The following is a 26,329-nucleotide window of genomic DNA, read 5'->3' on the forward strand; positions in this document are numbered from 1 at the left end:
CGATTAGCTGGCGGAAATCGGCCGTTTCTGCCGCAGGTGGTCGAGGCCTTCAAACTCAACAAATTTCATCATCGCCTCCCACACCAGATCGCCATAGAGGAATGGCTGGAAGCCAGTCCCCATGCCGGGGATCGGGGCGATCCTGGCATCGACATGGGGCTCGTAGAAGAACGGCACCGAATAGCGGCCACGTCCTGTCCCGCTGCCGATCACCCGGTGCGTGGTGGCCTTGATGCGCCCGCCGGTCCAGCGTTCCAGGAGCTTGCCGAAATTGACCACCAGGCTGTCGGTATGTGGCGGTACGTCGAGCCACTCGCCTTTATTTCCAAGCGCTTGCAGGCCGGGGATTCCATGCTGGCACAACAGCGTCACGAAGCCTGAATCGATATGCGGCTTGCCGACCAGATCGACCCGCCTTCCGTCATGATCCGTCCAGATCTCATGGGCATTCACGCCGACAAAGGATTGCGGCGGGCGCACCGGGTAATGCAGCAGGCGGAGGGTCGAGACACCTTCGTCGAACGCCGGCACGAAGAAACCTTCCGGCAGATCGAGGCCGCGGGCGATGGCGCGGAGCAGCGCTGCCCCCACCTGCTCCATCGCCTTGTAATAACGCGCCATCTCGTCCTGCCAGCCGGGCAGCAAGTCGGCAGGCAGCAATGGTGTGGCTTCCTTCAGCGGGTCGCCGGCCGCGATGCGCGACGGACCATAGGCGATGTCGGGGCCAAGGTCGTAGCCCTCCTTATAGGTCGGATGGCCATCCTGGAGCGGAAACCAGCCGCGATAGACATTGGGCTGTTCGGGAGCAAACTTCTGGCGCCAAAGACGCCGCGTAACCTCTTGTGGCAGGCCGAAGATGCGGAGCAATCGGTCGATCTCCGGTGCCGTGATCGGTACGTCGCGCGGCAGATTGCCAAGCGTCATGAAGCCGCTCTCACGGGCAGCAGCCATGATGGAGGCATCAGCCGCCGCGCGGGCCGCACTGGCCGGACCGAACAAGGGGGCAGCATCGATCAGCGGAATCATGGTGCCAAGGCTAGTGAAAGTGCTGGCGGGGACAAATGCCTTTTGTCGATTGCCGCATCCGATTTTGGCTATAGTGCCGCCCTCCTCGTCTGTTCTGGAATCCGCCATGTCCGATGCCGCCCATTCTGACGCCGCCCATTCTGACGCCGCTCTGGCTCTCGACCGTCTGCTCGGTATCATGGCGCGGCTGCGCGATCCCAAATCCGGCTGCCCGTGGGACCTGGAGCAGAATTTCACCAGCATCGTCCCGCATACCATTGAAGAAGCTTACGAAGTTGCCGACGCCATCGAGGCCGGCGACATGCCCGCACTGGTCAGCGAGCTGGGCGATCTGATGTTCCAGGTCGTGTTCTACGCCCAGATGGCGTCGGAAGCTGGCGATTTCGCCATGGTCGACGTGCTGGATGCCATCAATAACAAGATGATAGAGCGGCATCCTCATGTGTTTTCCAATGTGGAAATCAACTCTGCCGCCGCCCAGACCGTGGCCTGGGAGACCCAGAAGGCGTCTGAGCGGGCGAAGCTCGCTGCCGCTGCCGGCCGCGCGCCATCGGCTCTCGACGGTGTCACGACCGCGCTCCCCGCGCTCACCCGCGCCGACAAATTGCAAAAGCGTGCGGCACGGATCGGTTTCGACTGGCGCAACGCAGCCGAGGTGACAGCGAAGGTCGAGGAAGAACTGACCGAGATCCGCGACGAGCTTGCCGGCGACGCACGCAAGGTGGCCATCGACGAGGAGATCGGCGACCTGCTGTTCTCGGTCACCAACCTCGCCCGTCATCTCCATGTCGAACCGGAAAGTGCGCTCCGTCGCGCGAACGCCAAATTCGAACGCCGCTTCCGGCGGGTCGAGGCGATCCTGCGCGCGCAAGGCATTGATCCGGCTGATGCCGGCATCGACCGCATGGAAGATGCCTGGAACCAGGTGAAGGCCGAGGAACGTGCCTAGCGGGCCAGGCGGTCTGCCGGGATGAGCACGATCGCCAGCGTACCTCGGCTGTAGTCGCTCTCCAGCCAGACTTGGCCGCCATAGGCCTCCATGATCCGCCTGGTGTTCACCAGGCCGAGACCGATCCCGCCATGCTGGCGACTGAGGCTCTTTTCCACCTGGACGAAGGGCTTGAACAATTCGCCCAGATGTTCCGCCCGGATGCCGATCCCATGGTCGCGCACGGTGATGCGCAGGCTGCCATCCGCGCCGATCTCGGTGCCGATCTCGACACGGCCATCGTCGTGGGAAAATTTGATCGCGTTGCTGATCAAATTCAGCAGCACCTGTCGGAGATGCACGGGATCCATGCGGAGGGCAGGTAGCCCCACTGCCGGGCAGAACAGGATCGCGACCTTCTTTTCCGCGCTTTTCTCTTCCAGGAGACGGATGCAAGCCATGACGGTTTCGTCGAGATAAGCGATGGCATCGCTCTCGGCGATCTTGCCGGATTCAATCTTGGCCATGTCGAGGATTTGCGAAATGATGCCCAGCAGGTGCCGACCTGCTCCCTCGATATCCTTGGCATAGGTCTTGTAATTTCTGTCACCCAGCGGCCCGAACAATTCGCCTACCATGATTTCCGCAAAACCGATGATGGCATTCAAGGGCGTACGCAGTTCGTGGCTCATATTGGCCAGAAAATGGCTCTTGGACTCGTTGGCCGCTTCGGCCTTGACCAGGGCGGCTGCGAGCTTCCGCGCCTCGGCAGCATTGCGGCGCATCATATGGCCTAGCCAGTAGCCAAGAATGGCCACCACGATCGTCGACAGGATCGCCAACATGATCGGTATGGAGATCGTGTGGCGCCAAAGCTGATCGAGATCGTCTTTCTTGATGGCGGCGAAAACCGCCAGCGGGTCGTTGCTGAGGCGGGCGAAGCCGACCAGTGACGTGCCGACGCCGTCGATCGACGGCAAGGTCAGCACGCCGGACGAGCCTGCCGGCTGGCCCGCGATGACATCCGTGAAATGGGGGATGATCCGGCCTTTCTGATCCTCGTCGATCGGCCAGACGAACAGAACGGTCCCATCCGACCGCAGCAAACCGATTTTTGAGGGCACGATATCGGTCAGCTGGCTGTAGGCCGAGCTGAAATTCGCCTCTGTCACGATGGCGGAGATGTATTTGATGCCAAGTGCGTTGGGATGCGCACGGAAGCCCACCGGCAGGACCTTTTTGCCGCTGGCCCGTCCGGTGACTGGGGTCCCGAGATAGATGGCGCCCGGCTGCGCATCGCGCAGCTGGCTCACATAGTCGCGGTCCCCTAGATAATTCGTTGCTTGAAGTGCAGGCTTGGGCAGCCGCCAGACGCCGGTGTCGGCCGCGTTGATCAATCGGATTGCAAAGGGATCGGTATCGGATTGCTGCAGCCGTCCGAGAAGATCGGCCAGCCGGTCCAAAGACCCATAGCTGGCACCAGTTGGTTGATTGGCCAGCCAATCGTCGACCATGGCGAGCAGGCTCTTTGCGGATTGATAGGTGCGGCTGGTATGCGCGCGCATGACATTCTGCGCACCCTCCAGCTCGAGCTGCGTCTCCTCATAGATGTTGTTGCGGGCCTGCAGGCAATAGGCACCGACCGCAAGCCAAATGGCCGCCAGAACGACGATCGTAAAGATCAACGCCGGCGCCGAGGCACCGCGCAGGCTGAGAATCCGCAGGGCGCGCCTGCGGATTCTCCGTGCCCGGTTCGACTTGGTCGCCAGTTCCATAACCCCTATTCCGCAACGATGTTCATCCGTGACAGGATCACAGAAAACCCCATTCGAATTGCGGACGAAGTTAAAGGAGAGGCCTTAAGCAGTTATTACCGAATGACAAATGTCGCGCTAGCGGCCACGCCGACAAGTCCGCAGTATCAAGACTCTAATCAGTGCTTCGATGGCTGTCGCGAAGGCAAGATGTCCCATGGCAGATTCTCCTCTGCGCAAAAGCGGGTGAATGATGAGGCGCGGTCCGAACGCGGATTACTTGGCGAGACTTGCCAATCCGCCGACGGCGCTTGTTCCGTGGCTGCCTTGCAGCCCCCTCTTACGCTGCTTTGTTGCAGCCTGGGGTCAGCGGGCAACTCTCCTCTGGGCAGGCCTGCTCATCGCAGAGCCTGCAAGCGGTATTTGCGGCTTCTTCATCGGTCGAGAGACCGCGCAGCATCTTTTCCATGAGGCGGCCCAGGGTCTGCCTCTCCTCGGAATCGAGCGTTTCCATGGCCTGGGACAGCACCTTCTCGCGGCCGAGCAGCATGGCGCGGACCATGCGCTGACCGGCCGGCGTCAGGGCCAGCGGACGGGCGCGGCGGTCGGCGCCCTGCTGGCGTTCGACGCGCCCCTCTTCCACCAGGCGGTTGATCATGCGCACGGCACCCGGCTGCGACAGGCGCACAATGCGCGCCAGACGATCGACCGTGATGCCGGGCATCTGTTCCAGGACGATGAGGGCGGCCCAATCGGTGTCGCAGATGTCGGTCAGTGCCTCCAGCTCCCGGCTCATGGCATCGACCATCACCAGCGACAGGGCACCGAGCATATTGGTGGTGCGGGCCTCGGTTTTTTTCATGCGCGCGGTTCCTGCAAGGACGAGATCACCAGTTCGGCCAGACGGCCGCCATCATGGCCGGATGGGTCTTTCTCCGGATTATAGCAGGCGAGCGAGATTCCCAAGAGATGAGGCGATTGTGCCAAACCCCTGAAAAGACTCGCAAACGCGTCCCAGCTGAGACCTCCCGGCATGAGATAGTCGGTGGCCGGAAAGGCAGCCTGGTCGATGATGTCGACATCGACCGCCAGCCAGAAGGGCCGGCCCGCGCCTTCGAACTTGGCGCGCACGTCGGCTGCCACCTGGGCGGCACCTTCGGCGGCGATATCCTCATTGGTCCAGAGCGGTATGGCGGGGGTGAAGTTTTCCGGCAGGATTGAGCCGCGGCTGGCAGCATCTTCGATGTCGCGCGGGCCCAGCAAGGCAACATCTTCGGGCCGCAGGCTGGCGCCACCGGCGGCGTCGATGAACGGTTTTGCGCCATGGCCGAGCGCAGCCGCCAGCGGCATGTCCGCGGCCTCGCCCGTGGGTGAGGTGACACCGTCGTAAAGATCGAGATGGCCGTCGAGATAGGCGACCCCTGCCCGGCCAATTGCATCCCGCACACCGGCAAGCGCCCCCACGATCTGCGTGCAGCAGCCACCGAGCAGGATCGGCCGGTAACCGTCGCGCAGGCAGTGCGCCACTTCGCGGCGGAGCGTTTCTGTCACGTGAAGGACGTCGTTCGAGCCGATGATGCCTGTAGCGCCATCGCGCTTCCGGTCACGGATGTTGATCGGCAGGTCACCGCGGTCTGTTGCCGTGGCACGGCGCCAATCGCCAAGGGCGCGCAGCCGCGCCGGGCTGAGTTCCGTGCCACCGGCACCGCCGACGGAATCAATCGGCACGCCGATCAGGGCAAAGGGTAGATTGGCTGTTATCGTCTGCGTCATGGCACGACTCACGCGCTGGATCTGATGCATTCATTTATATGCATCGCGCATGCATTAGTCAAGTCGCTATGTGCTCATGATATTTATCTGTGTATATCTTTTATTATAAGTATGTTACTTGTCGTTCTTAATCTAACTTATTAAATAATCATCTATTTCCATGATTAAAGAATGTAATTGACTCAGATTCTTCAGTTCCCGGAAACGCGGTGCGGCCGTCGGCACATCACCGTGTTCCAGGGCCCAGGTCAGCTGATGCGGGATGTAGGCGGCCCAACTCCCCGCCTCGATCGCCGGCACAATATCTGATTTCAGAGAATTGCCGACCATCATGCTATGAGCGGCGCCGTCGCCATGACGCTTGAAGATTGTCTGATAGGTAGCCGCGGTTTTCTCGGAGACGATCTCGACAGCGTCGAACAGATCGCCCAATCCGGACTGCGCCAGCTTGCGCTCCTGATCGAAGAGATCGCCCTTGGTGATCAGCACCAGCCGAAAGTTGCCGGCCAGCAGTTCCAGTGTTGCGCGCGCATGGGGCAAGGTTTCGACCGGGTGGGTCAGCATCTCGCGGCCAGCTGACAGAATTTCGGCAATGACCGCAGCAGGCACCCTGCCCCCGGTTAGTGTGATGGCGGTCTCGACCATGGACAAAGTGAAGCCCTTGATGCCGTAGCCATAGAACTGCAGGTTGCGCCGCTCGACCTCCAGCAGATGGCCGGAAATGGCATCCGGCGGCGCATGCTGGGACAGCAGCTCTGCAAAACGGGCTTCTGTCAGACGGAAGAAATGCTCGTTCTGCCAGAGCGTGTCGTCCGCATCGAAACCGATCGTGGAGAGCTGTCGTGCCATGTCCGTTGCGGCCCGCCCCAGATGCCCGTCCTGTGCCTCAGCCCTGCTTCGCCCCGATATGCCCGCCCAGGAACCGGGTCAGCGCCTCGACGACCAAGGCATGGTCCTCTGCCTGGGGCAGGCCGGAGATCGTGACGGTGCCGACCACGCCCGTGCCCGCAACGATGATGGGAAACGAGCCGCCCTGGGGGGCATAGCGCATGGGGTCGAGGAGGTAGCGCTCGGTGAAGACGACACCCTTTGCTGCCGACGATTGGCCCATATAGAAGGATGAATGGCCAAAGCGCATAACGGTCGCCACTTTGCGCTTGATCCATTCGTCATTGTCGGCGGAGGTGCCCGGCAGCGCCGCATGGAAGAGCTGGTGGCCGGCACGGGTGATATCGATGGCGACCGGCAGCGACCGCTCTCGCGCCATTTCCAGCAGCAGCGTGCCGAGGGCGATGGCGGTGTCATTGTCGAAATGCGGGAAAACCAGCCGCTTTTCCTGCGCCAGCAGATCGTCAAGGAGCTGCTGGCTGGCGTCTTTGTCCATGATGCTTCCCCGGAACGTCGCGGACCCCTGATGAGTCCATTTGCCCGTGACCGATGCCATTGCGGCCCCGATCGATTAGTCTGATGCTCGACGGTAATGACAGGATCGGGGATTCGCCATGGATTTTACCACCCTGCTCGCCTTTGCCGCCGCGTTCTTCGTTTTCGCGGCCAGCCCAGGGCCAGACAATATGACAATCATTGCCCGCACCCTGTCCCATGGCGCGTGGTCGGGCATCGCCTATGGTGCCGGAACGGTTGCTGGAGTTCTCATCTTTCTCGCCCTGGCGGCCTTCGGCCTCTCGATCCTGGCTGCCGAGATGGGGTTGTTGATGACGATCTTCCGCTATGCGGGCGCCGCCTATCTCATCTGGATGGGGATCAAGCTATGGACGGCGGCACCCGTCGTTCCTGAGATGCAACCCGTCCTCGGCCGTGGCGGCTTGCCGGCGATCTTCGCTACGGGCGTCACGCTCAACCTGGGGAATCCGAAAATGCCACTTTTCTATGTGGCACTGCTGCCCAATGTCGTGGGCACGGATCTCACCCCCCGGGATGTCGGGCTTCTGGCGCTGGTGATCCTGGCGGTCGAGATTGTGGTCGTCGGCGGGCATGTCCTGGTTGCGAGCCGGGCGCGGCAGCTGCTGCGCACGCCGCGCATCGTTCGCCGCGTCAACCGTACGGCGGGCGGCGTCATGATCGGTGCCGGGGTGGCGGTCGTCGCCACGCGCTGACCTGGCAGGTAGGCCGGAAAATTTGGCCAGAAAATTTGGCCGGAAAATTTTGCTGGGCATGTCGAAATGCTGTTTCCTGGGACGTCATGGCTGTGAGCGCGCATCCGCCGCTCACATTCTCTCGTGAAAGGACGGTCATGCAGTACACATTGATGTTCTATCAAAGCCAGACCGAGTTCGCTGACCGGACCGACCCGGTGCGCCATGCTGCATTCTGGGGCGCTTTCGGCCCCTATATGAAGGCGCTGCAGGAGGCCGGCATCATCGTCAGTGGCGCCGGGCTGGAGCCACCGCAGACCGCCACCACAGTCAAGCTCAAGAATGGGCAGCGGGTGGTTCAGGACGGCCCCTATGCCGACACCAAGGAACAGCTTGGCGGCTTCTTCGTCATCGACGTGCCGGACCTCGACACCGCGCTGCAATGGGCGGCGCGCTATCCGGCCGGACCGGAAAGCGTGGTCGAGGTACGGCCGAACATGAAAACCGGCGGATAATGGATGCCTATGAGGCGGTCGAAGAGGCCGCGCGCAACTCCTATGGCCGGTTGGTCGCCTTCCTTGCCGCGAGGTCGCGCAATGTCGCGGCGGCAGAGGATGCACTCGGCGATGCTTTGCGCGCGGCCTTGGAAACCTGGCCGCAGGCCGGCATTCCGGATAAACCCGAAGCCTGGTTACTGACGGCCGCGCGTCGCCGGCTCATTGATCATGCGCGGCGCCAGCAGATTGAAACTGCCGCCATCCCCACCCTGCTGGCGGCCATCGATGAGGCCGTTGAGATGGCCAGCACAGATGTCCTGTTCCCTGATGAGCGATTGAAGCTGCTGTTCATCCTGGCGCATCCCGCGATCGATGAAGGTGCCCGGGCACCACTGATGCTCCAAACCGTGCTGGGCCTGGATGCTGCGCGCATCGCCTCGGCCTTCCTGGTGCAGCCTGCTGCCATGGGCCAACGCCTGAGCCGAGCCAAGGCCAAGATCCGCGATGCAGGTATCGCTTTCGAGCTGCCCGGCGTCCAGGAATTGCCGGGCAGGCTCACTTCGGTACTGGATGCTGTTTATGCCGCCTATGGGAGCGGCTGGGATGATGTCGCCGGTGCCGATCCACGGCGGCAGGGTCTGGCAGCGGAGGCTATCGGCATTGGCACTCTCATTGCCCGGCTGATGCCGGAGGAGCCTGAAGCCCTGGGCCTCCTTGCCTTGATGCAGCATTGCGAAGCGCGGCGAGATGCGAGGCGTGATGATGAGGGGCGGTACGTGCCCCTATCTAATCAGGATGTGACACGCTGGAGCCAGAAGATGATCGCAGCGGCCGAGCGGAACCTGGCGCAGGCGGCACTTGCGAACCAGATGGGCCGCTATCAGCTTGAGGCCGCCATTCAATCGGTGCATGCGCAACGGGCGCGTGCCGGCCAGACGAATTGGCGCAGGACTGATTGGGAGGCAATCGCCCTGCTCTATGAAGGGCTGGTGCAGCTGGCGCCCAGCATCGGTGCCCGCGTCGGCCGCGCTGCCGCTATGGCAGAGGCCCGCGGTGCGGACGTCGCGTTGGCGCTGCTCGAAAAATTGCCAGCCGAAGCGGTCAAGACCTACCAGCCCTATTGGGCGCTGGCGGCGCATCTGCTGGGGCAACTGGGGCGATTTGAAAAGGCAGACGAAGCCTATACCCGGGCCATTGGATTATGCGATGACGCCGCGATGCGCGCCTTCCTGATCGAGAAGGCGCGCAATATCGGCGTCAGTGGCCGGTGTTAGGGCTCTGTGCTAGTCAATTTCCTCATGCGTCAACGGGTCAAAGACGCGATCACGCCCCTGGGAGTTCCAGTCGCGGCCCGGCCGGACCATCGCGCATCCATCGATGACCAGGGTTGCCATGACAATGAGCAGCAGCAGATATGACGAAGGTCGCATCTCTACCCCCTCCTGCCAGCGCTGCGAGCAGATCAGGTCGGCGTCATGCGCCGGGGCTGGCCAATGGTCATGGAGCGCCCGGCTTCCACACCTCGTCAATAGGAAGGAAGCACCCTGTTCCTAGCATGCTGCAATGATGTGTGAGCGTTGGAGATTTCGGCCCTAGTAAACGGGATTGGCGGCCTAAGTTATGGCTTCCCCAGAGGCTGCATCAGGGACGATGTGTCCCAACGGCCGCCGCCACGTTTCTGGATGCGGGCGTAGAATTGATCGACGAGCGCCGTCACCGGCAGCTGCGCGCCGTTGCGCTTGGCCTCCGTGAGGCAAATGCCGAGATCCTTGCGCATCCAGTCGACGGCGAAGCCGAACTCGAACTTGCCGTCGAGCATGGTGAGGGCGCGGTTTTCCATCTGCCAGGATTGCGCGGCACCCTTTGAGATCACGTCGACGACCTTGGCGCCGTCGAGGCCTGCTGCCTGGGCGAAATGCATGCCTTCCGCCAAAGCCTGGACGAGGCCCGCGATGCAGATCTGGTTGACCATCTTGGCAAGCTGGCCGGAACCGGCCTCACCCAAGAGTACACAGGCACGGGCGTAGGAATCGATCACAGGCTTCGCACGGTCAAAATCGTTTTGCGTACCACCGACCATGACGGTGAGCTTGCCGTTCTCGGCACCCGCCTGCCCGCCCGAGACCGGCGCGTCGAGGAAGCCGAGGCCGGCTTTCCTGGCAGCATCGTTGATCTCGCGGGCTACCTCGGCCGAGGCCGTGGTGTGGTCGACGAACAAGGCACTCTTTGCCATGCCAGCAAAGGCGCCATTGTCGCCATAGACGATCGAGCGCAGATCGTCGTCGTTGCCGACACAGGCGAACACGATCTCGGCGCCCTTGGCAGCCAGAGCGGGTGTCGAGGCCGATGTTCCGCCATACGTCTCGACCCATTTCGCGGCCTTGGCGGCGGAGCGATTATAGACCGTGACATCGTGACCATTGCGCTTGAGATGCCCAGCCATGGGAAAGCCCATGACGCCGAGCCCGAGGAATGTGACTTTCATTTGCTGCCCCTACTTCTCGCCGAACAGTTTCTCATGGATGTCGCGCCAGATGACGTGGCTGCTGGCGGACAGGATGCCGGCCGCCGACAGTGCCTGGCTGGGGCGATAGGTTTCATCGCCGCGGATATAGGCGATGTGGCCACCCAGTTCACGGATGATCATGGCACCCGGTGCATGGTCCCATGGCATGATGCCGCTGAAGAAGGTGAAGTCGATCTCGCCTTGCGCCATGCGCACGTAGTCGATGCCGGCAGCGCGCGCGCTCTTTACCTGCGTCAGGCGGCTGCGGCGCTGGTCGACCAGTGCGGCGATGCCGGGGACGCCACGCGAACCGTAGGCCAGCACGCCTTTGGGCTCCGGGATATGTTTGAAGGGGGCAATCGTACGGCCATCGATGGTGACGCCGGCACCCTTTTCGGCGATCGTCATCTGGCCGCTGATCGGATGATAGATCCAACTGGCCAGCACGTCGTCGGCCTGGATCAATGCCAGCATGGAAACGAAACCCTCGTTGCCACTGGCGAAATTGCCGGTGCCGTCGATGGGATCGACCACCCAGACAGGAGCGGCCCCAGCGAGCGCGTTCATAACGTCGGGATTCTTGGCGGTCGCCTCCTCGCCAACCACGACGGAGCCGGGCAGGATCGCAAGCAGGCCGGGCGTGAGTGCCAATTCAGCAGATTCATCGGCGATGGTGACGAAATCACCGGGCGATTTCTGGCGTGTATCGCCTTCTTTCAGATTGCGAAAGCGTGGCAGGATTTCGACGGCAGCTACTTCGCGGATGAGGTTGGCGACAGTGTCCCTGTCGACCCTTGGGTAGGACATCGTCACTTGCTGCCTTCGATCCATTCCTTGATGTCGTTCTCGCTGTGAAGATAGGCGTCGCCCGACTTCACATCGAGGCTGGCCGCCAGGCGCAGCAGGTGCCACATCTGCGGATCGACCGCCTCCGGATCTTCGCTTTCAATATTCTCCTGCACCTCGGCCGCCCATTCGGCCGCGGCAAGGCGGCTGCTGGTGCCGTCGAGGACGGCATTCAGCACATTGACGAGCTCCTCACGGGTGGGAACCGGAATGGTGGTCATGAACGGTCTTCCTTGCTAGGTCGCTGGCGCTCGAAACGCTGCACGTCTTCTGGCGCCAAGCGCACGGTGATCTCGGTATAGTCTTCAGCGTCAACGCGCTCCAGGACCTCGCCATGGCTGTAGAGCCAAGCTTGCGCAGCCCCTTCCTGATGCCCGAGGCGATAGGTCTCGACCGTGCGCTGCAAGGCAAGACGCTTGTCAACCGACGCCAGTAAATCATCGATACCGGCACCGGTCAGGGCCGAGATCGGCATCTGGCGCTGATCGCGGCTGGCCTGCGCCAGCAAGGCTTCACGCGCAGGTTCGTCGAGGAGATCGATCTTGTTCAGAATTTCGAACATCGCGTCCGTGATTTCGTGGCCAAGGCCGAGGCCAGCCAGCACCGCCTCGACATCCGCCTTCTGGCCGTCGGTTTCCGGATGCGCCACATCCCGCACATGGAGAATGACGTCGGCTTCCAGCACTTCTTCCAAGGTCGCCCGGAAAGCAGCTACCAGCTCTGTCGGCAGATCGGAGATGAAGCCCACTGTGTCGGAGAGGATGATCTCACGGCCCGACGGCAGATGGACGCGCCGCATGGTGGGGTCGAGTGTCGCGAACAGCAGATCGGCCGCCATCACCGAAGCCTTGGTGAGACGGTTGAAGAGCGTCGATTTGCCGGCGTTGGTGTAGCCGACCAGGGCCACCACCGGATAGGGCACGCGCTTCCTGGCCTGGCGATGCAAGGCGCGGGTGCGCTTGACGTCCTCGAGGTCCTTCTTGATGCGGACGATGCGTTCGTCGATCAGCCGGCGATCCATTTCGATCTGGCTTTCGCCAGGACCGCCGATGAAGCCGAAGCCACCACGCTGACGTTCAAGATGGGTCCAGGACCGGACCAAGCGGCTGCGCTGGTAGGAAAGCGCCGCCAGTTCGACCTGCATTTGGCCTTCACGGGTGCGGGCGCGCTCGCCGAAGATTTCCAGGATGAGGCCGGTCCGGTCGATGACCTTGGCCTTCCATTCCGTCTCCAGATTGCGCTGCTGCACCGGCGTCAGGGCCGCGTCGAAAACGATGAGGTTGATTTCTTCGCTTTTGACCAGTTCGGCAATGCGTTCGACATTGCCGACGCCCATCAGGGTCGCTGGCTTAGGATCATTGATGCGCACGCATTCCGCCGACGTGACGTTGAGGTCGATGGCGCGCGCAAGACCGCAGGCTTCCTCAAGCCGGGAGTCCGGCGTGCGGCCGCCGCTATACTGGGCGCGCGGTCCGGTCTTGAAGACCGGGTGAATGACGAGTGCGCGGTCGCCATGGCGAATGCCGTCGAGGTCGAGATGCGCCCCGCCGGTCTTTTCTATAGTTGCCGTCAATTTCCAACTTTCGTGGCTAAGGAGCCTCTCAAGCTTCGTCGCCCTCTTTCACGGGCTCGAACAGCTGAATCGGCGTACCCGGCATGATGGTCGAAATCGCGTGCTTGTAGACCAGCTGGACGTGGGAGTCGCGGCGCAGCAGCACGGAGAAATTATCGAACCATGTGACGATGCCCTGCAACTTCACACCATTGACCAGGAAGATCGTGACCGGGATCTTGTTCTTGCGGATATTGTTGAGGAAGACGTCCTGGACGCTTTGTGATTTTTCGTTTGCCATCGTCCTATCCTTTTCTCATTGGGCCCATTTGGGCCATTTCGTTATTTGGCGGTAAACCGAGCAGGCGCCCCAATAGGGGCCCGGGCATGACTATCCCGGCCGCGATAATGGCCCTGACCTAGAGGTTGGTTAACACAGAACTTGACAGAATGAAATCTCTGTCCGTCCCGGGCAGTGTGCGGAATCGGCCTAGAGGGCCTGGAGTGCGGCCTGAAGTCCTGAAAGTGCAGGAAAATAGTGCTGCGGGGCGGCTTCGCCGAATTCGCCGGCACGGGGCGGTTGCGGGCGGACCAGAACGGGCACGCAACCATTATCGTGCCCGCAGATGAGATCGATATCGGTATCCCCGATGAACCAGACATGGGGCCCGGGCAGAAGCTTGCCAGGATCGAGAGCCAGTTGGACATGTTCGCGGGCGGGCTTGTCCTTGGCGGCATCGCCGGCGCCGGCCATGGCGGTGAAATATCTACCCCAGCCGAGGTGGGCGGCTTCCTTGCGCAAGTAAGGGCCGCGCTTGTTGCTGACGACGCCCATGTAAAAGCCCGCGCCCGCCGCCCAGATCAACAGGTCGGCAGCACCCGGCAGCGGTTCCAGCTGCAACAAGTGCAGGCGTTCGAACGCGTCGTAGAAGATTTTCTCGGCTTCTCGCCAGCGATCGCCGAAAAGGCCCGGGAAACTGTCCCGCAGCGATGTACGGATGCGGGTTTCAGCCTCCGAGCGCGACCAACGCGGATGACCCATGGCCTCCAACGTTGCATTCATGGCTGCATGAATGACGCCCCAGGAATCAACCAGCGTATTGTCCCAGTCGAACAGCAGGACCGTGGGGCGAGCGGTCATCGTGCGGCCCGGATCTGGCGATCAACATTCGCGACATAGATCTCGCGCAGCTTCTGCGTGACCGGACCGGGCTTGCCGGTAGCGACCGGCTTGCCGTCGATCCTCGTCACCGGGACGACAAAGGAGGAAGACGAGGTCAAGAAGGCTTCATCGGCGCTGCGGACCTCATCCATGGTGAAGCTGCGCTCGACCAGCTTGATACCCGTACTTTTGGCCAGATCAAGAAGCGACAGGCGCGTAATGCCGCCCAGGATATCGTGACTCTTGGGGTAGGTGATCACTTCCCCACCCTTTACGATCCACGCGTTGGTCGAGGAACCTTCGGTGACGGTGCCGTCGGCTTCGACCAGCCAGGCTTCGAACGCCTTGGCCTCGTATGCCGCCTGCTTGGCGAGGATATTGGGAAGCAGTGACAGCGATTTGATGTCGCGGCGCGTCCAGCGGATGTCCGGCTGGGTCGAGACGGCAACCCCGTCCTGGATCATTGCCGTTGACGGTGGCGACAAGCGTTTGGTCGTAACAACCAGAGCGCTCTTTGGTGCCACCGGGAATTTATGATCGCGCGGGGCGACACCTCGCGTCACCTGGAAATAGATGATGCCGCGGGTCAGCTGGTTCTTCGCCATCAACTCGCGCAGGATCAACTTCAACACCGTGCGCTTGACCGGCCAGTCGATGCGCAACTCGGCCAGCGAGTAGCCGAGGCGATCAAGATGCGGCTCCTCGTCGATCAGCACACCGTCGACCACCGGCACCACTTCGTAGACGCCGTCGGCGAATTGATAGCCGCGGTCCTCGATATGGACCATGGCGTTCTGATGCGGCACATAACGGCCGTTAACATAGGCAAGACGGCCCATTATCAGGAAATCCTCATTGGATGAATATCAGGCGCCGTCGGATTTGATGCCGTCGGCGCGCTCGTTGCTGTTGATGCCGAGCGAGCGCAGCTTGCGATGGAGCGCTGAGCGTTCCATGCCGACAAAATGCGCGGTCCGGGAGATATTGCCGCCGAAACGGGCGACCTGGCTTTCGAGATAGCGGCGCTCAAAGATTTCGCGTGCCTCGCGGAGCGGCAGAGACATGACCTCAGTTCCCTCGCCCGCCGCAGCCGGGGCGATCGAAACCGAGCCGATATCGGGCGGCAGCATCTCAGCGCGGATCGGTTCATCCGGCGCGCCGCCGGTCATGATCAGGATCCAGTCGATGACATTGCGTAGCTGCCGGACGTTACCGGGCCATTCATAGGCCTGGAGCACAGCCACGGCATCCTCCGCGAGCTTGCGTGCCGGCAAGCCAGTCTGTTCGGAAGCCCGCAGCATGAAGAAATCGAGAAGATCGACGATATCGTCGCGGCGTTCCTTCAGCGGCGGCAGACGCATCGGCACGACATTCAGGCGATAGAACAGATCCTGGCGGAAACGCCCGGCGGTCATTTCCGACTGCAGGTCACGGGCGGTCGCGGCGATGACGCGGACATCGACTTCGACCCTGGTCTTGCCGCCGACCCGCTCGAAAGTCTGTTCCTGCAGCACGCGCAGGATCTTGCCCTGAGTTTCCAGCGGCATGTCGGCCACTTCATCCAGCAGCAAAGTGCCGCCATGGGCCTGCTCAAGGAAGCCAATCTTGGCCGCGCCCTCGCCTTCCCCACTGCGCTCCAGGCCGAACAGCTCGGTTTCGAGCCGATCAGGATGCATGGTGGCACAGTTCAAAACGACGAACGGGCCGCCGGCGCGTTTCGAGCGGCGATGCAACAGACGCGCTGCCACTTCCTTGCCGCTGCCCGGGGGGCCCGCGAACAGCACGCGGCTGCCAGTTGGTGCCACGCGTTCGATGGCAAGGCGCAATTGCAGGATTGCCTGGGAAGAACCGATGAGATCGCCATCGCCACCCGCGCGCTGCTTCAGTTCCTCGACTTCGCGACGCAGGCGCGCCGCCTCAAGGGCGCGTTCGATGGTAAGGAGCAGCCGGTCCGACTTGAATGGCTTCTCGATGAAGTCGTAGGCGCCGTTCTTGATCGCCGTGACAGCCGTTTCGATATTGCCGTGGCCACTGATCATGATCACGGGGACTTCCGGGAATTCAATCTTGAGCACCTCCAACAGGCCCATGCCGTCGAGGGTCGAATTGTTGAGCCAGATATCGAGGATGATCAGGTTCGGACGACGCGTACGCAACTGCGCCAATGCCGCGTCGCTGTCGGCCGCTTCACGTGTCTGGAAGCCCTCATCGCCGAGAATGCCAGCGATGAGCAGGCGAATGTCTGCCTCATCATCGACGATCAGGATGTCGCGCGCCATGCTTCGCTGCCTCGCCTATCGCCCAGTATCTTGCAGAATAGTATCGTGTTGAACCGTGTTGTCACCCTCGGCGATCTCATCGTCTGCAGCCGGTCTCGTGTCGTGTCGTGGTGTCTCAAGCGGGAAAGACAAGGTAATCACGGCACCGCCACCGGGACGATCAGCCAGAGACAAACGACCACCGTGGTCCTCCATGATCTTTTTGACGATCGCAAGCCCCAATCCCGTCCCTTTAGTGCGGGTGGTGACATATGGCTCCGTCAAACGTTCGCGACCCTCGCTCGGCAATCCTTTGCCATTGTCTGCAACACTCAGCAACAGCGCATCGGGCTCAGTTCTAATCCATAAATGGATATGTCCTGGCGTCAAGAGTTCTTCGGCATTACGGCTACGCCCCTCGTCCATCCGTCCCTCGATCGCATCTGCGGCATTCTGCAGCAGATTAGTGACAGCGCGATTGAACTGGCTCGAATCGCACTCAATGGTGACCGGCTTTTCCGGCAATTCCAGAGAATATTCGATGGCGGGGTGGGCGCTTTGCTGCAGGAACACCAGTTCCTTGGTCAGTGCCACCGGACTTTCAAGATTGAGGACCGGCGCCGGCATCCGTGCAAAGGCGGAGAATTCGTCAACCATGCGGCCGATGTCGCCCACCTGCCGGATGATAGTGTCGGTGCAAACCGTAAATGTCTCCGGATCGTCGGTGATCTGTTTCAGATATTTTCGCTTCAACCGTTCAGCCGACAATTGAATCGGGGTCAACGGGTTCTTGATTTCATGGGCGATGCGGCGGGCGATATCCGACCAAGCTGCCTTGCGCTGTGCCGAGAGAAGTTCAGTGACATCATCGAAGGTGACGACCAGCCGCGTATGGTCGTCGGCGCCACGCTCGGACACGACCCGGACATGGAAGGTGCTGCTGGCACCGTTACGGCTAAGCGAAATCTGGCCGTCGGCCGTGCCGGCCGCGCGGTGTTGCGCCTGGGCGGCGATATCGGCCATTTCCGGGACAACGTCGGCCAGCGGCTGACCGATCCATTGCTCCATATCCTGCCCCAGAAATTCTGAAGCCGAGCGGTTGGCAAAATCAACGATGCCATTCTCCGTGACGCCAATGACCCCGGCCGAAACGCCGGAAAGGATCAGGCCGGTCAACCGGCTGCGATCATTCAAGTCGCGATTGGCGGAAATGAGGGCCGCCTGCTGGCTTTGCAATTGCGAAACCATGACGTTGAACGTGCGGCTCAAGGCCGCGAGCTCATCGTCCCGGCTGCCAACCTTGACCCGTGCCGACAGATCGCCGCCACCGATCTTCTGCGCCGCCAGCGCGAGACGGGTGAGCGGCTTGACCAGTTTGCTGGCGGAAACGATGGCATACCAGATAGCGCCCAACAGCATCAGCAGGGCGAGCACGGCATAAATAACACCGGACGTAATCTGCAGGGTTGATCGATCGCGTTCGACCTTGCGATAGAGCCGTGCCGCATCCTCCGTGCCGCGCACAGCACTCAGCACACGGTCGTCGATCAGGCGGCCGGTATAAAGATAGAGGCCAGCCACTGGATCCAGCGCCAAAAGGGCACGCACCCGGTCCCGGGTCGGCGAGACGATGATCGCCGTCTCGCCCCGGTCAGCCTGATCGAAGGCATCTTCCGGGATATCGAGGCTGAATTCCATCAACACACTGAAGCTGGACCGGCCGATGATCTGCAGGCGCCGGTCGATGATGACGCCCTCCGACAAATCGCGGAGGTTCAACTGGCGGTCAAAGATTGCCTGGAACTGGCTTGGGTTATTGATGTCGAGAAGGCCATTGAGGCGGAGCTCAGCGGCAATCGCTGCCGTATCGGCAACGATACGTTGCTGCGATTCCGCGAGATAGGAATTGGCGACATTCAGCGATGATTCGACCGCATTCTTGATGCGGTCCGAGAACCAGCTATTGAGACCGTAATTCAGGAACGCCACCGAGAATACCGACACAACGATCGTCGGCAATACCGCGATGATGGCGAACATCAACACCATGCGCGTATGCAGCCGGGCGCCGGCCAGCCCCTTGCGCCGGCCGAGCCACAATATCACAGCACGGCGCGCGATGATCACCGCCAGCAGCAACGCCACGATAAGATCGCCGGTCAGCAGCCAAGTCACCGTGCGAACTGGTTCTTCGGTGTCCCAGACATCGGTCAAGGCGAGATAGGTCAGCAGTCCGAAGACAGCGCCGATCAGCATCAGGACAATGGCAAATATCCGTTCGAAGCCGATTTCCTGGGCCCACCGGCCGATCGATTTGGTGAGCGACACCCGCTTCTTCGGGCGCGGGACCGCGCTGGAATCTTCCTGGGCCACGTCTCAGCGGCCCCCGCGCGTCGGTTGCAGCTCCAATTCCTTGAGTTTCTTGCGGAGCGTGTTGCGGTTGAGGCCCAGAAGATCGGCGGCCCGGATCTGATTGCCACGGGTCGCCTCCATCGATATGGCGAGCAAAGGCCGTTCGATCTCGTGCAGAATACGGTCGTAGAGACCGCGCGCCGGCAAGGCGCCTTCATGGGCGTCGAAATAGGCGCGAAGATGCCGCTCGACCGACTGACCCAGGGTTTCGTCGCTGGCGCGGCTGCCGACATTGGCCGCCTGTTCCTGTGCTTTCAACTGCTCAGTCACGATGCGCGCGTCAATGGCCGGTTCGCTGTAAAGAACGGCGATGCGGCGCATGAGGTTTTCCAACTCGCGCACATTGCCCGGCCAGCGATGGCGCTTGAGCAGGGTCTGTGCTTCCGGATCCAGCGTCTTCAGTGCCAATCCTTCGGAGGCAATGAGTTCGAGGAAGTGCCGCGCGAGATCGGGAATATCTTCCACCCGGTCACGCAAGGGCGGCAAAGTGATGGGCACGACATTGAGGCGGTAATAGAGATCCTCGCGGAAGCGACCCTGCTGGATGAGCTGGCGGAGATCCCGGTGCGTGGCCGCGACGATCCTAACGTCGGCGCGGATCGGTGTGCGGCCGCCCACGGGCGTAAATTCCCCAGATTGCAGGACACGCAGCAAGCGGGTTTGCGCTTCCAACGGCATGTCGCCAATTTCATCAAGGAACAGCGTACCGCCAGAGGCTGCTTCGAACTTGCCAATGCCGCGCTGGACGGCGCCAGTAAAGGCGCCCTTCTCATGCCCGAAGAGTTCGCTTTCAATAAGTTCCCGTGGGATCGCCGCCATGTTGACGGCGATGAACGGACGTTCGCGGCGGCGGCCGAAATCGTGCAGCGCCCGGGCCACCAGTTCCTTGCCGGTGCCGGATTCACCGTGAATCAGGGCGGTCATATCGGTGCCTACCAGGCGTGCCACGACGCGGTAGATTTCCTGCATCGCGGCAGAACGACCGATAATTGGCAGCTTCTCTTCCGCAACCGCCGTCGTTGATGGCGTGGCAGCGCTGTCACCACGGGGACGCGTCAACGCGCGTTCAACAGCAGCAGTGAGGGCGCCGAGATCGAAGGGCTTAGGTAGATACTCGAAAGCGCCCCGCTCCGTCGCCTTGATGGCGGTGAGGATCGTGTTCTGGGCACTCATGACGATGATGGGAATATCGGGCCGCTCCGCCTTGATGCGCGGAACAAGGTCGAGCCCATCGCCATCCGGCATCATGACATCGGTGACGATGACATCACCCTCGCCGCCCTTGACCCACTGCCACAAGGTAGCGGCATTGGCGGCGGTCTTGACCAGATGGCCGCGTTCGGCGAGCGCCTGGCTCAGCACCATGCGGATGGCACGGTCGTCGTCGGCGATGAGAACTGTTTTGCTCATTTTTTTATTGTTCTCCACGAGCATCCGCAATCGGCAGGATGACCGAGAAAGTGGTACGGCCAGGCTGGCTTTCGCAATCGATCAACCCGCCATGGTCAGTGACGATCTTGGCCACCAGGGCAAGACCAAGACCCTTGCCACCGGCCTTGCCGCTGACGAAGGGTTCGAACAATTGCGCCTTCAGCGCATCGGGCACACCGGCGCCATTGTCCTGCACAGTGATGACCAGGCCGAGACGGCGGCGCGAGGCAGCACCCGGTTCGCTGACAGAGAGGCCAGGGCGATAGCGCGTGTTGAGGACGATCGCCCCACCGCTGGGCGGGACAGCTTCGGCGGCGTTCTTGAAGAGATTGAGGAAGACCTGGATCAGTTGGTCGCGGTTGCCGAGCACGGGCGGCAGCGAGGGATCATACTCCTCCCGGAAGGCAACCGTGCGGCCAAAGCCGGCCTGCGCCAGGCGGCGCACATGTTCGAGCACTTCGTGGATGTTCACCGGCTGCATCTGCGCCGGGCGTGAGTCGGTGAAGACTTCCAGTCCATTCACCATGCCGACGATGCGATCGGTTTCTTCGCAGATCAGCTGGGTCAATTGCCGGTCGCTGGCAGAGACTTTCGACTCCAACAGTTGCGCGGCACCACGGATGCCGGAGAGTGGGTTTTTCACTTCATGGGCCAGCATGGCGGCAATCGCCTTTGCCGAGCGGACGGCATCGCGGCTGACTGCCTGTTGTGCCAAGCGCCATTCGAGGCCGCGATCCTGCAGCAGCAGCGCCACGTGGCCGGCCGGAGAACTCAACGTCGCTACATCGACAGCCGCATGTTCGATGGTCAGGCGCGGGCCGGACAGCGACATGTCGGACTCACCCACCGCGCTGGCACCGGCACGGGCGGCGTCAATAAGGGCAAAAAGCGGAGAGTCGGCCGCGATATGTTCGTTGAGCGGCTTTGCCACCAATTGCGAGCGGCTGAGACCCAACAGTGATTCCGCGGCCGCATTTACGCTGACCACATGATCATCGGCGTCGAGCGCCAGAATCGCAATCGGCAAGGCTTCGAGGAGCGCCAGACTGTCGGGCAGTTTGGCAAGGCCGCGGGTCCCCGGACTTAAGGCCAGTTTGGGAAGGGCCGCTGCGGGTGAGACGCGGGTCATGCGGCCTGCCGATCGAGCTGCGGTTCATAGAATTCGCGGATCGCTTCCTTGGCGCCCTGCGGCGTTTCGAGCGAGTTGATGCGGACGCGGAACTCGGCGGAGCCGGCCAGACCTTTTGAGTACCAGGCCACATGCTTGCGTGCGATCTTGAGTCCGGTGTCGGTGCCGTAATGCTCAAGCATCGCTTCATAATGCGACATCAAGAGCTGATATTGACGCCAGAGCGGCGGATCGCCCAGGCGCTCGCCGGTCTTCAGGAATTTGATGACCTGGTTGGGGAACCAGGGACGGCCATAGGCACCGCGGCCGATCATGACACCATCGGCGCCACTGAGATCGAGCGCTTCCTTGGCCTTGTCGATGGTGGTGATGTCGCCATTGACGATAACCGGAATGCCGACCGCTTCCTTGACCTTGCGCACGAAACTCCAATCGGCCTCGCCGGTATAGAGTTGCGCGCGCGTGCGGCCATGAATGGTGATCATCTTGATGCCGCTGTTCTCGGCGATCTTGGCCAGGCTCGGCGCGTTGAGATTGGTTGAATCCCATCCCATGCGCATCTTCAATGTCACCGGCAGGTCGACCGCGCTGACGGTCCCCTCCAGGATCTTGCCGGCATGCACCTCGTCACGCATCAAGGCCGAGCCGGCATGACCGTTCACGACCTTTTTCACCGGGCAGCCAAAATTGATGTCGATGATGGCAGCGCCCCGATCGGCATTGAGTTTGGCGGCCTCGCCCATCACCTTAGGTTCGCAGCCGGCCAGCTGCACCGCCATGGGTGCTTCCTCGGCGCAGTTGGTGATCATTTTCATCGTCTGGCGAGTCTGGCGAATCATTGCCTCGCTGGCGATCATCTCGGAAACGACGAGCCCCGCCCCCTCCTGCTTCACCAGGCGGCGGAATGGCATGTCTGTGACACCGGACATGGGAGCGAGGATGACGGGATCCTCGATTTTAATCGGACCGATGTTAATCGGATTGGTCTGAATGCTCATTTTTAGGGCAGCCGCGTTCTTTGCCTATTTCTTAGGCGATTTCTAACGTTATCTGTCGGGAATGCAATAGAAAAGGCGATTTGCCGTTCAGAATCAGCCGAGCAACACATCCTTGACGAACTTGACGCCAGGATAGCCCAGAGTCAGCAGCAAATAACCGGCCAGTACCCAGCGAGCGGCCCGGCGACCACGGATGCCGGTCACCCGGTGAGTTATCAGCAGCGCCGCCAGAACCACGAAAGCTAGTAATGATAACAATACCTTATGGGACAGAGTCGGCAATGAACCCGTGTCCATGAAGGTGTTGGCAAAGCCGCTTGCAAGGGCGGCCGCCATGAACAAGGCAGCCCAGAACAGCAGCCGGATCTGCAGGCTTTCGGCCTCGGAAAGTGGCGGAAGAGCCAATTCCGCCCAGCCGGTTTGACGCCTTTTGAGGGCACGTTCCTGAATGAGGACCGCGAGTCCGGCGATAGCGCCCACGGTCAGCACCCCGTAACTGGCGATGGCAAGGAGCACATGAGCCCGGAACCAGACCTCGGACACCACCTCTGGCGCCAGTTCCTCAAAGGAGGCGAACAGCAGGGCCATTAGGGCAAACAGCACGAGGTAGGGCAACAGCAGGGCACTAAGTCGGAAGGCCTCAGTATTGACGATGTTGAGGGCGCAGAAGGCCAGCAGCGAGACCGCAATGCTGGCCCACAGATTGGCGCTGAAGCCTGCCTGCCAGCCGTGCAGGAGCGATTGTCCGAAGACACCGCAACTTCCGGCCAGCGCCGATACGAGCAGCAACCAAAAAAGGCTATTGCGCTGCAGGCGTGCGCTGAGTGCTAGGGCAGCCAAAGGCAGGAGAGTAAGAAGTCCGGCGATTTGCAAGGATATGGAGCTCGACATGGCGCGCATTATGGTGAGGCATCAGGCCTTTGGCAAACCAGATTGGCTTGGCAAACCAGATTGGATGGCCTAGAGAGCGAGCATGTCAGACCATAAAGATATGCATGCCCCCAAGGTCATCGCCCTTATTGTCGCAGCCGGAAGCGGCAGCCGCATGGGCAAGGACCTGCCCAAGCAATATTTGAAGCTGGGTGGCAAAACGGTGCTGCGGCACAGTCTGGAAACATTCGGACGTCATCCGCGGATTGCCGGTGTCCGGGTCGTCATCAATGAGAGTATGCGCGATCTCTATGACGCGGCGACGGCCGGCATGGATCTGATGTCACCCGTGGCGGGCGGACAGAAGCGTCAGGATTCGGTCAGACTCGGCCTGGAAAGTCTGGTGGGTGAAAAGCCGGACCTGGTGCTGATCCACGATGCCGCGCGGCCTTTCGTCGACGCCGGCATCATCGACCGAACCATCGATACACTGTCGTCGCATCATGGCGCGCTGGTGGCGGTGCCGGTCGTCGATACGCTGAAGCGCGGTGCCGAGGCAGACGGCGTTCCGTTCAGCGGTGCTACCGTCGATCGCAGCGGTCTGTGGCGCGCGCAAACACCGCAGGGCTTTCATTTTGCACCGCTGCTGGCAGCACATCGCAAGGCGGCATCGGGGCCGGAGATGACCGACGATGCAGCTGTTGCCGAAGCCGCCGGCATCAAGGTCGCCCTCGTCATGGGGCATGAGAACAATTTCAAAATCACGGCTCCGGCCGACCTCGAACGCGCGGAGCGCCTGATGAGCCAGCAGATGGAATATAGAACCGGCAATGGATTCGACGTGCACCGCCTCATTCCTGGCGATGGCGTTATCATGTGCGGGATCACCATTCCGTATCACCAGAAGCTGGAAGGTCATTCGGACGCCGACGTCGGCATGCATGCGCTGACCGACGCCATTCTGGGCGCCATCGGCGCCGGCGATATCGGACAGCATTTCCCGCCCAGCGATCCGCAATGGCGGGGTGCTGCGTCATGGAAATTCCTGGCCCATGCGGCGAAACTGGTGGCCGACAAAGGCGGGCGTATCGCCCATTGCGACATCACCCTCATCTGCGAAAAACCAAAGGTCGGCCCCCATCGCGCGGCGATGGCAGTGAAGCTTGCAGAAATCCTGGGGCTTACCGTCGACCGCGTGAGTGTCAAAGCGACGACCACGGAACAGCTGGGATTCACCGGCCGCGGCGAGGGCATCGCCGCCCAGGCGACGGCGACCGTCGCCCTGCCCTTGGCCGACTGAGGCCGACAGCATGGACGTCGCCAGCCTCCTCGATCTCTATCGTCAGAAGGGTTTGAAGATCGCCACGGCGGAAAGCTGCACCGGCGGCCTTGTCGCAGCGAGCCTGACCGCCATCGCCGGATCATCCGATGTGGTCGAGCGCGGCTGGGTGACCTACTCCAACCAGGCAAAAAGCGAGAGCCTTGGCGTCGCTGCCGATCTCATCGCCGAAAAGGGTGCGGTCAGCGCAGAAGTGGCTGAAGCCATGGCGCGCGGCGCCCTGCGCCGCTCGCAAGCGGATGTCGCGGTCTCGATCACCGGTATCGCCGGGCCGGGCGGCGGATCTGCGGAAAAGCCGGTCGGGCTGGTCTTCATCGGCCTTGCACGCAAGGATGGCTGGTCGCAGGTCGAGCGCTGCATCTTTCCCGGCAACCGCGACGAGGTCCGAACACAATCGGTGACGCGTGCCCTGGCTCATCTTGCCACGGCAATCACTGACGCTTGACGCCGATGCCGCGATGACACGTATTTTGGGCATCGATTTTAGCGGCGCCCAAGATGCCGGCCGCAAGATCTGGGTGGCCGAGGGGCGCAGGCGGGACGGCCCGCTGACGATCGACACCTGCCAGCCAGCGATCGATTTGCCGGGTGGATCCAAACGGCCCGATCTCGCCATAGCCGCCCTCGCTCGCCACATCATTGCCGAACATGACACCGTGGCGGGTTGCGATTTTCCGTTCAGCCTTCCGCAGGATCTGATTCAAGCCAAGGATTGGCGCAGTTTCGCGCTCGACTTCACGCGGCGTTTTGTCGATCCGCTGAGCTTTCACGATCTCTGCCATCAGGCGACCGGTGGTGTCGAGATCAAACGCCGCACCGACCGTGAAGACAAGACGCCGTTCAACTCCTTCAACCTGCGCCTCTACCGACAGACCTGGTGGGGTATCGGCCATCTTCTGGCACCGCTGGTGGCGCAGAACGCCGCCACGATCTGGCCGCAGATGAACAAGCGTGTGGGCAGGCCGATCATCGTCGAAGTATGCGCGGCCTGCAGCCTCATCCGATTGGATTGCTATCCCTCTTACAAGGGGCGAATGCTTGCTCATCGCAAGGCACGGCAACGCATTCTCGATCTGTTGATTGCCTCGGAGTTTCTGGCGCCACCCAATCGCGCCCTGCGCAACATGCTGCTCGACAATCAAGGCGGCGACGCCCTGGATGCCGTCATTGGCGCTGTTGCCGTCAATCGGTCCGATTTCAACGGCAAACGGGATCGTGTCGACCGGTTGGAGGGGCGGGTTTTCTACGATCTTGGCTAGACGATTGCCACGCAATCGAGTTCGATGCGCGCACCCAAAGCGAGGCCAGCTACCGCAACGCCGGAACGCGCCGGCTGGTGAGTGCCGAAGAAGTCGGCATAGATCTTGTTGAAGGCCATGAAATCCGCCATGTCAGCAAAATAGACTGTGCATTTCGCCACCCGGTCAAGACTGGAACCGGCGGCGATCAAAGCGTCCTTCATATAGGCGAGTGCCTGGCGGGCCTCTGCCTCCAAGCCACCGGGGACCAGTTTCAATTGGCCCGGCAGATGACCGATCTGGCCAGACACATGGACGGTGTCGCCAACGCGTACCGCTGAACTGAACGGCAGAATGGCTGGCAGCGCGTCGAGGCGGAAGGTTTCGATTCTGGCCGGCATGCTCAACACCTCATCAAACGAGACTTGGACGTTACATTATAACGATCGAGACCATGCTTGACCTGGGGGCATGATCGGTTCTGGAATCGGCCCCGTTGCATCAGTGCGCCCGC

General features: G+C 61.6%; 28 protein-coding genes. 7 read left to right on the forward strand and 21 right to left on the reverse strand.

Annotation, left to right across the window (positions count from 1 at the left end):
• Positions 1 to 3: 3 nt before the first annotated feature.
• Positions 4 to 1,026 (reverse strand): isopenicillin N synthase family dioxygenase, encoded by a 1,023-nt coding sequence (locus tag AC1DWZ_RS14190; RefSeq protein ID WP_477169566.1) that lies wholly within the window; start codon positions 1,024 to 1,026, stop codon positions 4 to 6.
• A gap of 106 nt (positions 1,027 to 1,132) precedes the next feature.
• On the opposite strand from AC1DWZ_RS14190, the gene mazG reads away from it, so the two are divergent.
• Positions 1,133 to 1,975 carry a nucleoside triphosphate pyrophosphohydrolase gene (gene mazG / locus AC1DWZ_RS14195; protein WP_477169567.1) on the forward strand — a complete coding sequence of 281 codons (843 nt, stop codon included), beginning with the start codon at positions 1,133 to 1,135 and terminating at the stop codon, positions 1,973 to 1,975.
• Here mazG and AC1DWZ_RS14200 read toward each other — a convergent pair.
• From AC1DWZ_RS14200 to AC1DWZ_RS14220, 5 genes are all read right to left on the reverse strand, one after another.
• Positions 1,972 to 3,729, reverse strand: coding sequence for a sensor histidine kinase (locus AC1DWZ_RS14200; protein ID WP_477169568.1), 1,758 nt, complete (start codon positions 3,727 to 3,729; stop codon positions 1,972 to 1,974). The two genes, mazG and AC1DWZ_RS14200, sit on opposite strands and share 4 nt — an antisense overlap.
• 319 nt (positions 3,730 to 4,048) lie before the next feature.
• Positions 4,049 to 4,570 (reverse strand): MarR family winged helix-turn-helix transcriptional regulator, encoded by a 522-nt coding sequence (locus AC1DWZ_RS14205; RefSeq protein WP_477169569.1) that lies wholly within the window; start codon positions 4,568 to 4,570, stop codon positions 4,049 to 4,051.
• Entirely contained in the window at positions 4,567 to 5,481 is a 915-nt protein-coding gene (locus AC1DWZ_RS14210; RefSeq protein WP_477169570.1) for an arginase family protein, read from the reverse strand. Before AC1DWZ_RS14210 ends, AC1DWZ_RS14205 begins: the two co-directional genes overlap by 4 nt.
• A 132-nt stretch (positions 5,482 to 5,613) precedes the next feature.
• On the reverse strand, positions 5,614 to 6,330 hold the full coding sequence (locus tag AC1DWZ_RS14215; RefSeq protein WP_477169571.1) for an HAD family hydrolase: 717 nt from the start codon (positions 6,328 to 6,330) through the stop codon (positions 5,614 to 5,616).
• A gap of 37 nt (positions 6,331 to 6,367) precedes the next feature.
• Entirely contained in the window at positions 6,368 to 6,865 is a 498-nt protein-coding gene (locus AC1DWZ_RS14220; RefSeq protein WP_477169572.1) for a heme-degrading domain-containing protein, read from the reverse strand.
• Between the two features lie 118 nt (positions 6,866 to 6,983).
• On the opposite strand from AC1DWZ_RS14220, the gene AC1DWZ_RS14225 reads away from it, so the two are divergent.
• The 3 genes from AC1DWZ_RS14225 (at position 6,984) to AC1DWZ_RS14235 (ending at position 9,348) form a co-directional block, all read left to right on the forward strand.
• Positions 6,984 to 7,598 (forward strand): LysE family translocator, encoded by a 615-nt coding sequence (locus AC1DWZ_RS14225; protein ID WP_477169573.1) that lies wholly within the window; start codon positions 6,984 to 6,986, stop codon positions 7,596 to 7,598.
• Between the two features lie 137 nt (positions 7,599 to 7,735).
• Positions 7,736 to 8,092 carry a YciI family protein gene (locus tag AC1DWZ_RS14230; protein ID WP_477169574.1) on the forward strand — a complete coding sequence of 119 codons (357 nt, stop codon included), beginning with the start codon at positions 7,736 to 7,738 and terminating at the stop codon, positions 8,090 to 8,092.
• On the forward strand, positions 8,092 to 9,348 hold the full coding sequence (locus AC1DWZ_RS14235; protein WP_477169575.1) for an RNA polymerase sigma factor: 1,257 nt from the start codon (positions 8,092 to 8,094) through the stop codon (positions 9,346 to 9,348). Before AC1DWZ_RS14230 ends, AC1DWZ_RS14235 begins: the two co-directional genes overlap by 1 nt.
• A gap of 9 nt (positions 9,349 to 9,357) precedes the next feature.
• Here the strand turns inward: AC1DWZ_RS14235 and AC1DWZ_RS14240 are convergent, their stop codons facing one another.
• From AC1DWZ_RS14240 to AC1DWZ_RS14305, 14 genes are all read right to left on the reverse strand, one after another.
• Complete coding sequence (locus AC1DWZ_RS14240) at positions 9,358 to 9,504, reverse strand: hypothetical protein (RefSeq protein ID WP_477169576.1); 147 nt, start codon at positions 9,502 to 9,504, stop codon at positions 9,358 to 9,360.
• 188 nt (positions 9,505 to 9,692) lie between these two features.
• Positions 9,693 to 10,559: an NAD(P)-dependent oxidoreductase gene (locus tag AC1DWZ_RS14245; RefSeq protein WP_477169577.1), complete on the reverse strand. Its 867-nt coding sequence runs from the start codon at positions 10,557 to 10,559 to the stop codon at positions 9,693 to 9,695.
• A gap of 9 nt (positions 10,560 to 10,568) precedes the next feature.
• Positions 10,569 to 11,387, reverse strand: a complete 819-nt coding sequence (locus AC1DWZ_RS14250) for an inositol monophosphatase family protein (RefSeq protein WP_477169578.1) — start codon at positions 11,385 to 11,387, stop codon at positions 10,569 to 10,571.
• A 2-nt stretch (positions 11,388 to 11,389) separates the two neighbouring features.
• Positions 11,390 to 11,647, reverse strand: coding sequence for a hypothetical protein (locus AC1DWZ_RS14255; protein WP_477169579.1), 258 nt, complete (start codon positions 11,645 to 11,647; stop codon positions 11,390 to 11,392).
• Positions 11,644 to 12,948: a GTPase HflX gene (hflX, locus tag AC1DWZ_RS14260; protein ID WP_477169789.1), complete on the reverse strand. Its 1,305-nt coding sequence runs from the start codon at positions 12,946 to 12,948 to the stop codon at positions 11,644 to 11,646. The genes AC1DWZ_RS14255 and hflX overlap by 4 nt, the downstream gene beginning before the upstream one ends.
• A gap of 79 nt (positions 12,949 to 13,027) precedes the next feature.
• On the reverse strand, positions 13,028 to 13,279 hold the full coding sequence (gene hfq, locus AC1DWZ_RS14265; RefSeq protein ID WP_298684627.1) for an RNA chaperone Hfq: 252 nt from the start codon (positions 13,277 to 13,279) through the stop codon (positions 13,028 to 13,030).
• A gap of 189 nt (positions 13,280 to 13,468) precedes the next feature.
• Positions 13,469 to 14,119, reverse strand: coding sequence for an HAD family hydrolase (locus AC1DWZ_RS14270; RefSeq protein ID WP_477169580.1), 651 nt, complete (start codon positions 14,117 to 14,119; stop codon positions 13,469 to 13,471).
• Entirely contained in the window at positions 14,116 to 14,979 is an 864-nt protein-coding gene (locus AC1DWZ_RS14275; RefSeq protein ID WP_477169581.1) for a D-amino-acid transaminase, read from the reverse strand. Before AC1DWZ_RS14275 ends, AC1DWZ_RS14270 begins: the two co-directional genes overlap by 4 nt.
• Before the next feature lie 27 nt (positions 14,980 to 15,006).
• Complete coding sequence (ntrX, locus tag AC1DWZ_RS14280) at positions 15,007 to 16,419, reverse strand: nitrogen assimilation response regulator NtrX (protein WP_477169582.1); 1,413 nt, start codon at positions 16,417 to 16,419, stop codon at positions 15,007 to 15,009.
• A gap of 15 nt (positions 16,420 to 16,434) precedes the next feature.
• Complete coding sequence (locus AC1DWZ_RS14285) at positions 16,435 to 18,771, reverse strand: sensor histidine kinase NtrY-like (RefSeq protein ID WP_477169583.1); 2,337 nt, start codon at positions 18,769 to 18,771, stop codon at positions 16,435 to 16,437.
• 3 nt (positions 18,772 to 18,774) lie between these two features.
• Positions 18,775 to 20,220, reverse strand: a complete 1,446-nt coding sequence (ntrC, locus tag AC1DWZ_RS14290) for a nitrogen regulation protein NR(I) (RefSeq protein ID WP_477169584.1) — start codon at positions 20,218 to 20,220, stop codon at positions 18,775 to 18,777.
• Positions 20,221 to 20,224: 4 nt separating this feature from the next.
• Entirely contained in the window at positions 20,225 to 21,370 is a 1,146-nt protein-coding gene (locus AC1DWZ_RS14295; protein WP_477169585.1) for a two-component system sensor histidine kinase NtrB, read from the reverse strand.
• The gene (dusB, locus tag AC1DWZ_RS14300; RefSeq protein ID WP_477169586.1) at positions 21,367 to 22,368 is read right to left on the reverse strand and encodes a tRNA dihydrouridine synthase DusB; all 1,002 of its coding nucleotides are present in this window, start codon (positions 22,366 to 22,368) and stop codon (positions 21,367 to 21,369) included. The genes AC1DWZ_RS14295 and dusB overlap by 4 nt, the downstream gene beginning before the upstream one ends.
• 93 nt (positions 22,369 to 22,461) lie before the next feature.
• Entirely contained in the window at positions 22,462 to 23,268 is an 807-nt protein-coding gene (locus tag AC1DWZ_RS14305; RefSeq protein ID WP_477169587.1) for a cytochrome C assembly family protein, read from the reverse strand.
• Between the two features lie 73 nt (positions 23,269 to 23,341).
• Between AC1DWZ_RS14305 and AC1DWZ_RS14310 the strand changes: the two genes are divergently transcribed.
• The 3 genes from AC1DWZ_RS14310 to AC1DWZ_RS14320 are packed head-to-tail and all read left to right on the forward strand — an operon-like array spanning position 23,342 to position 25,836.
• Positions 23,342 to 24,538, forward strand: coding sequence for a bifunctional 2-C-methyl-D-erythritol 4-phosphate cytidylyltransferase/2-C-methyl-D-erythritol 2,4-cyclodiphosphate synthase (locus AC1DWZ_RS14310; protein WP_477169588.1), 1,197 nt, complete (start codon positions 23,342 to 23,344; stop codon positions 24,536 to 24,538).
• A gap of 10 nt (positions 24,539 to 24,548) precedes the next feature.
• Complete coding sequence (locus AC1DWZ_RS14315) at positions 24,549 to 25,022, forward strand: CinA family protein (protein WP_477169589.1); 474 nt, start codon at positions 24,549 to 24,551, stop codon at positions 25,020 to 25,022.
• Between the two features lie 13 nt (positions 25,023 to 25,035).
• Complete coding sequence (locus AC1DWZ_RS14320) at positions 25,036 to 25,836, forward strand: hypothetical protein (protein WP_477169590.1); 801 nt, start codon at positions 25,036 to 25,038, stop codon at positions 25,834 to 25,836.
• On the opposite strand, the gene AC1DWZ_RS14325 is transcribed toward AC1DWZ_RS14320, so the two are convergent.
• Positions 25,833 to 26,216, reverse strand: coding sequence for a Rid family detoxifying hydrolase (locus AC1DWZ_RS14325; protein ID WP_477169591.1), 384 nt, complete (start codon positions 26,214 to 26,216; stop codon positions 25,833 to 25,835). The two genes, AC1DWZ_RS14320 and AC1DWZ_RS14325, sit on opposite strands and share 4 nt — an antisense overlap.
• Between the last annotated feature and the right edge of the window lie 113 nt (positions 26,217 to 26,329).

The sequence above is a fragment of the Dongia sp. P2_B8 genome, assembly GCF_056404715.1.

What these genes read in the sequence shown, in the direction of transcription:
- AC1DWZ_RS14230 (WP_477169574.1), top strand. Translation starts at nt 7,736, where the DNA reads ATGCAGTACACATTGATGTTCTATCAAAGCCAGACCGAGTTCGCTGAC.
- dusB (WP_477169586.1), bottom strand. Translation starts at nt 22,368, where the DNA reads ATGAGCATTCAGACCAATCCGATTAACATCGGTCCGATTAAAATCGAG.
- AC1DWZ_RS14225 (WP_477169573.1), top strand. Translation starts at nt 6,984, where the DNA reads ATGGATTTTACCACCCTGCTCGCCTTTGCCGCCGCGTTCTTCGTTTTC.
- AC1DWZ_RS14315 (WP_477169589.1), top strand. Translation starts at nt 24,549, where the DNA reads ATGGACGTCGCCAGCCTCCTCGATCTCTATCGTCAGAAGGGTTTGAAG.
- AC1DWZ_RS14235 (WP_477169575.1), top strand. Translation starts at nt 8,092, where the DNA reads ATGGATGCCTATGAGGCGGTCGAAGAGGCCGCGCGCAACTCCTATGGC.
- AC1DWZ_RS14320 (WP_477169590.1), top strand. Translation starts at nt 25,036, where the DNA reads ATGACACGTATTTTGGGCATCGATTTTAGCGGCGCCCAAGATGCCGGC.
- AC1DWZ_RS14210 (WP_477169570.1), bottom strand. Translation starts at nt 5,481, where the DNA reads ATGACGCAGACGATAACAGCCAATCTACCCTTTGCCCTGATCGGCGTG.
- AC1DWZ_RS14220 (WP_477169572.1), bottom strand. Translation starts at nt 6,865, where the DNA reads ATGGACAAAGACGCCAGCCAGCAGCTCCTTGACGATCTGCTGGCGCAG.
- AC1DWZ_RS14205 (WP_477169569.1), bottom strand. Translation starts at nt 4,570, where the DNA reads ATGAAAAAAACCGAGGCCCGCACCACCAATATGCTCGGTGCCCTGTCG.
- mazG (WP_477169567.1), top strand. Translation starts at nt 1,133, where the DNA reads ATGTCCGATGCCGCCCATTCTGACGCCGCCCATTCTGACGCCGCTCTG.
- AC1DWZ_RS14295 (WP_477169585.1), bottom strand. Translation starts at nt 21,370, where the DNA reads ATGACCCGCGTCTCACCCGCAGCGGCCCTTCCCAAACTGGCCTTAAGT.
- AC1DWZ_RS14190 (WP_477169566.1), bottom strand. Translation starts at nt 1,026, where the DNA reads ATGATTCCGCTGATCGATGCTGCCCCCTTGTTCGGTCCGGCCAGTGCG.
- AC1DWZ_RS14250 (WP_477169578.1), bottom strand. Translation starts at nt 11,387, where the DNA reads ATGTCCTACCCAAGGGTCGACAGGGACACTGTCGCCAACCTCATCCGC.
- AC1DWZ_RS14200 (WP_477169568.1), bottom strand. Translation starts at nt 3,729, where the DNA reads ATGGAACTGGCGACCAAGTCGAACCGGGCACGGAGAATCCGCAGGCGC.
- AC1DWZ_RS14255 (WP_477169579.1), bottom strand. Translation starts at nt 11,647, where the DNA reads ATGACCACCATTCCGGTTCCCACCCGTGAGGAGCTCGTCAATGTGCTG.
- AC1DWZ_RS14305 (WP_477169587.1), bottom strand. Translation starts at nt 23,268, where the DNA reads ATGCGCGCCATGTCGAGCTCCATATCCTTGCAAATCGCCGGACTTCTT.
- AC1DWZ_RS14245 (WP_477169577.1), bottom strand. Translation starts at nt 10,559, where the DNA reads ATGAAAGTCACATTCCTCGGGCTCGGCGTCATGGGCTTTCCCATGGCT.
- AC1DWZ_RS14270 (WP_477169580.1), bottom strand. Translation starts at nt 14,119, where the DNA reads ATGACCGCTCGCCCCACGGTCCTGCTGTTCGACTGGGACAATACGCTG.
- hfq (WP_298684627.1), bottom strand. Translation starts at nt 13,279, where the DNA reads ATGGCAAACGAAAAATCACAAAGCGTCCAGGACGTCTTCCTCAACAAT.
- AC1DWZ_RS14325 (WP_477169591.1), bottom strand. Translation starts at nt 26,216, where the DNA reads ATGCCGGCCAGAATCGAAACCTTCCGCCTCGACGCGCTGCCAGCCATT.
- AC1DWZ_RS14215 (WP_477169571.1), bottom strand. Translation starts at nt 6,330, where the DNA reads ATGGCACGACAGCTCTCCACGATCGGTTTCGATGCGGACGACACGCTC.
- ntrC (WP_477169584.1), bottom strand. Translation starts at nt 20,220, where the DNA reads ATGAGCAAAACAGTTCTCATCGCCGACGACGACCGTGCCATCCGCATG.
- ntrX (WP_477169582.1), bottom strand. Translation starts at nt 16,419, where the DNA reads ATGGCGCGCGACATCCTGATCGTCGATGATGAGGCAGACATTCGCCTG.
- AC1DWZ_RS14240 (WP_477169576.1), bottom strand. Translation starts at nt 9,504, where the DNA reads ATGCGACCTTCGTCATATCTGCTGCTGCTCATTGTCATGGCAACCCTG.
- AC1DWZ_RS14275 (WP_477169581.1), bottom strand. Translation starts at nt 14,979, where the DNA reads ATGGGCCGTCTTGCCTATGTTAACGGCCGTTATGTGCCGCATCAGAAC.
- AC1DWZ_RS14310 (WP_477169588.1), top strand. Translation starts at nt 23,342, where the DNA reads ATGTCAGACCATAAAGATATGCATGCCCCCAAGGTCATCGCCCTTATT.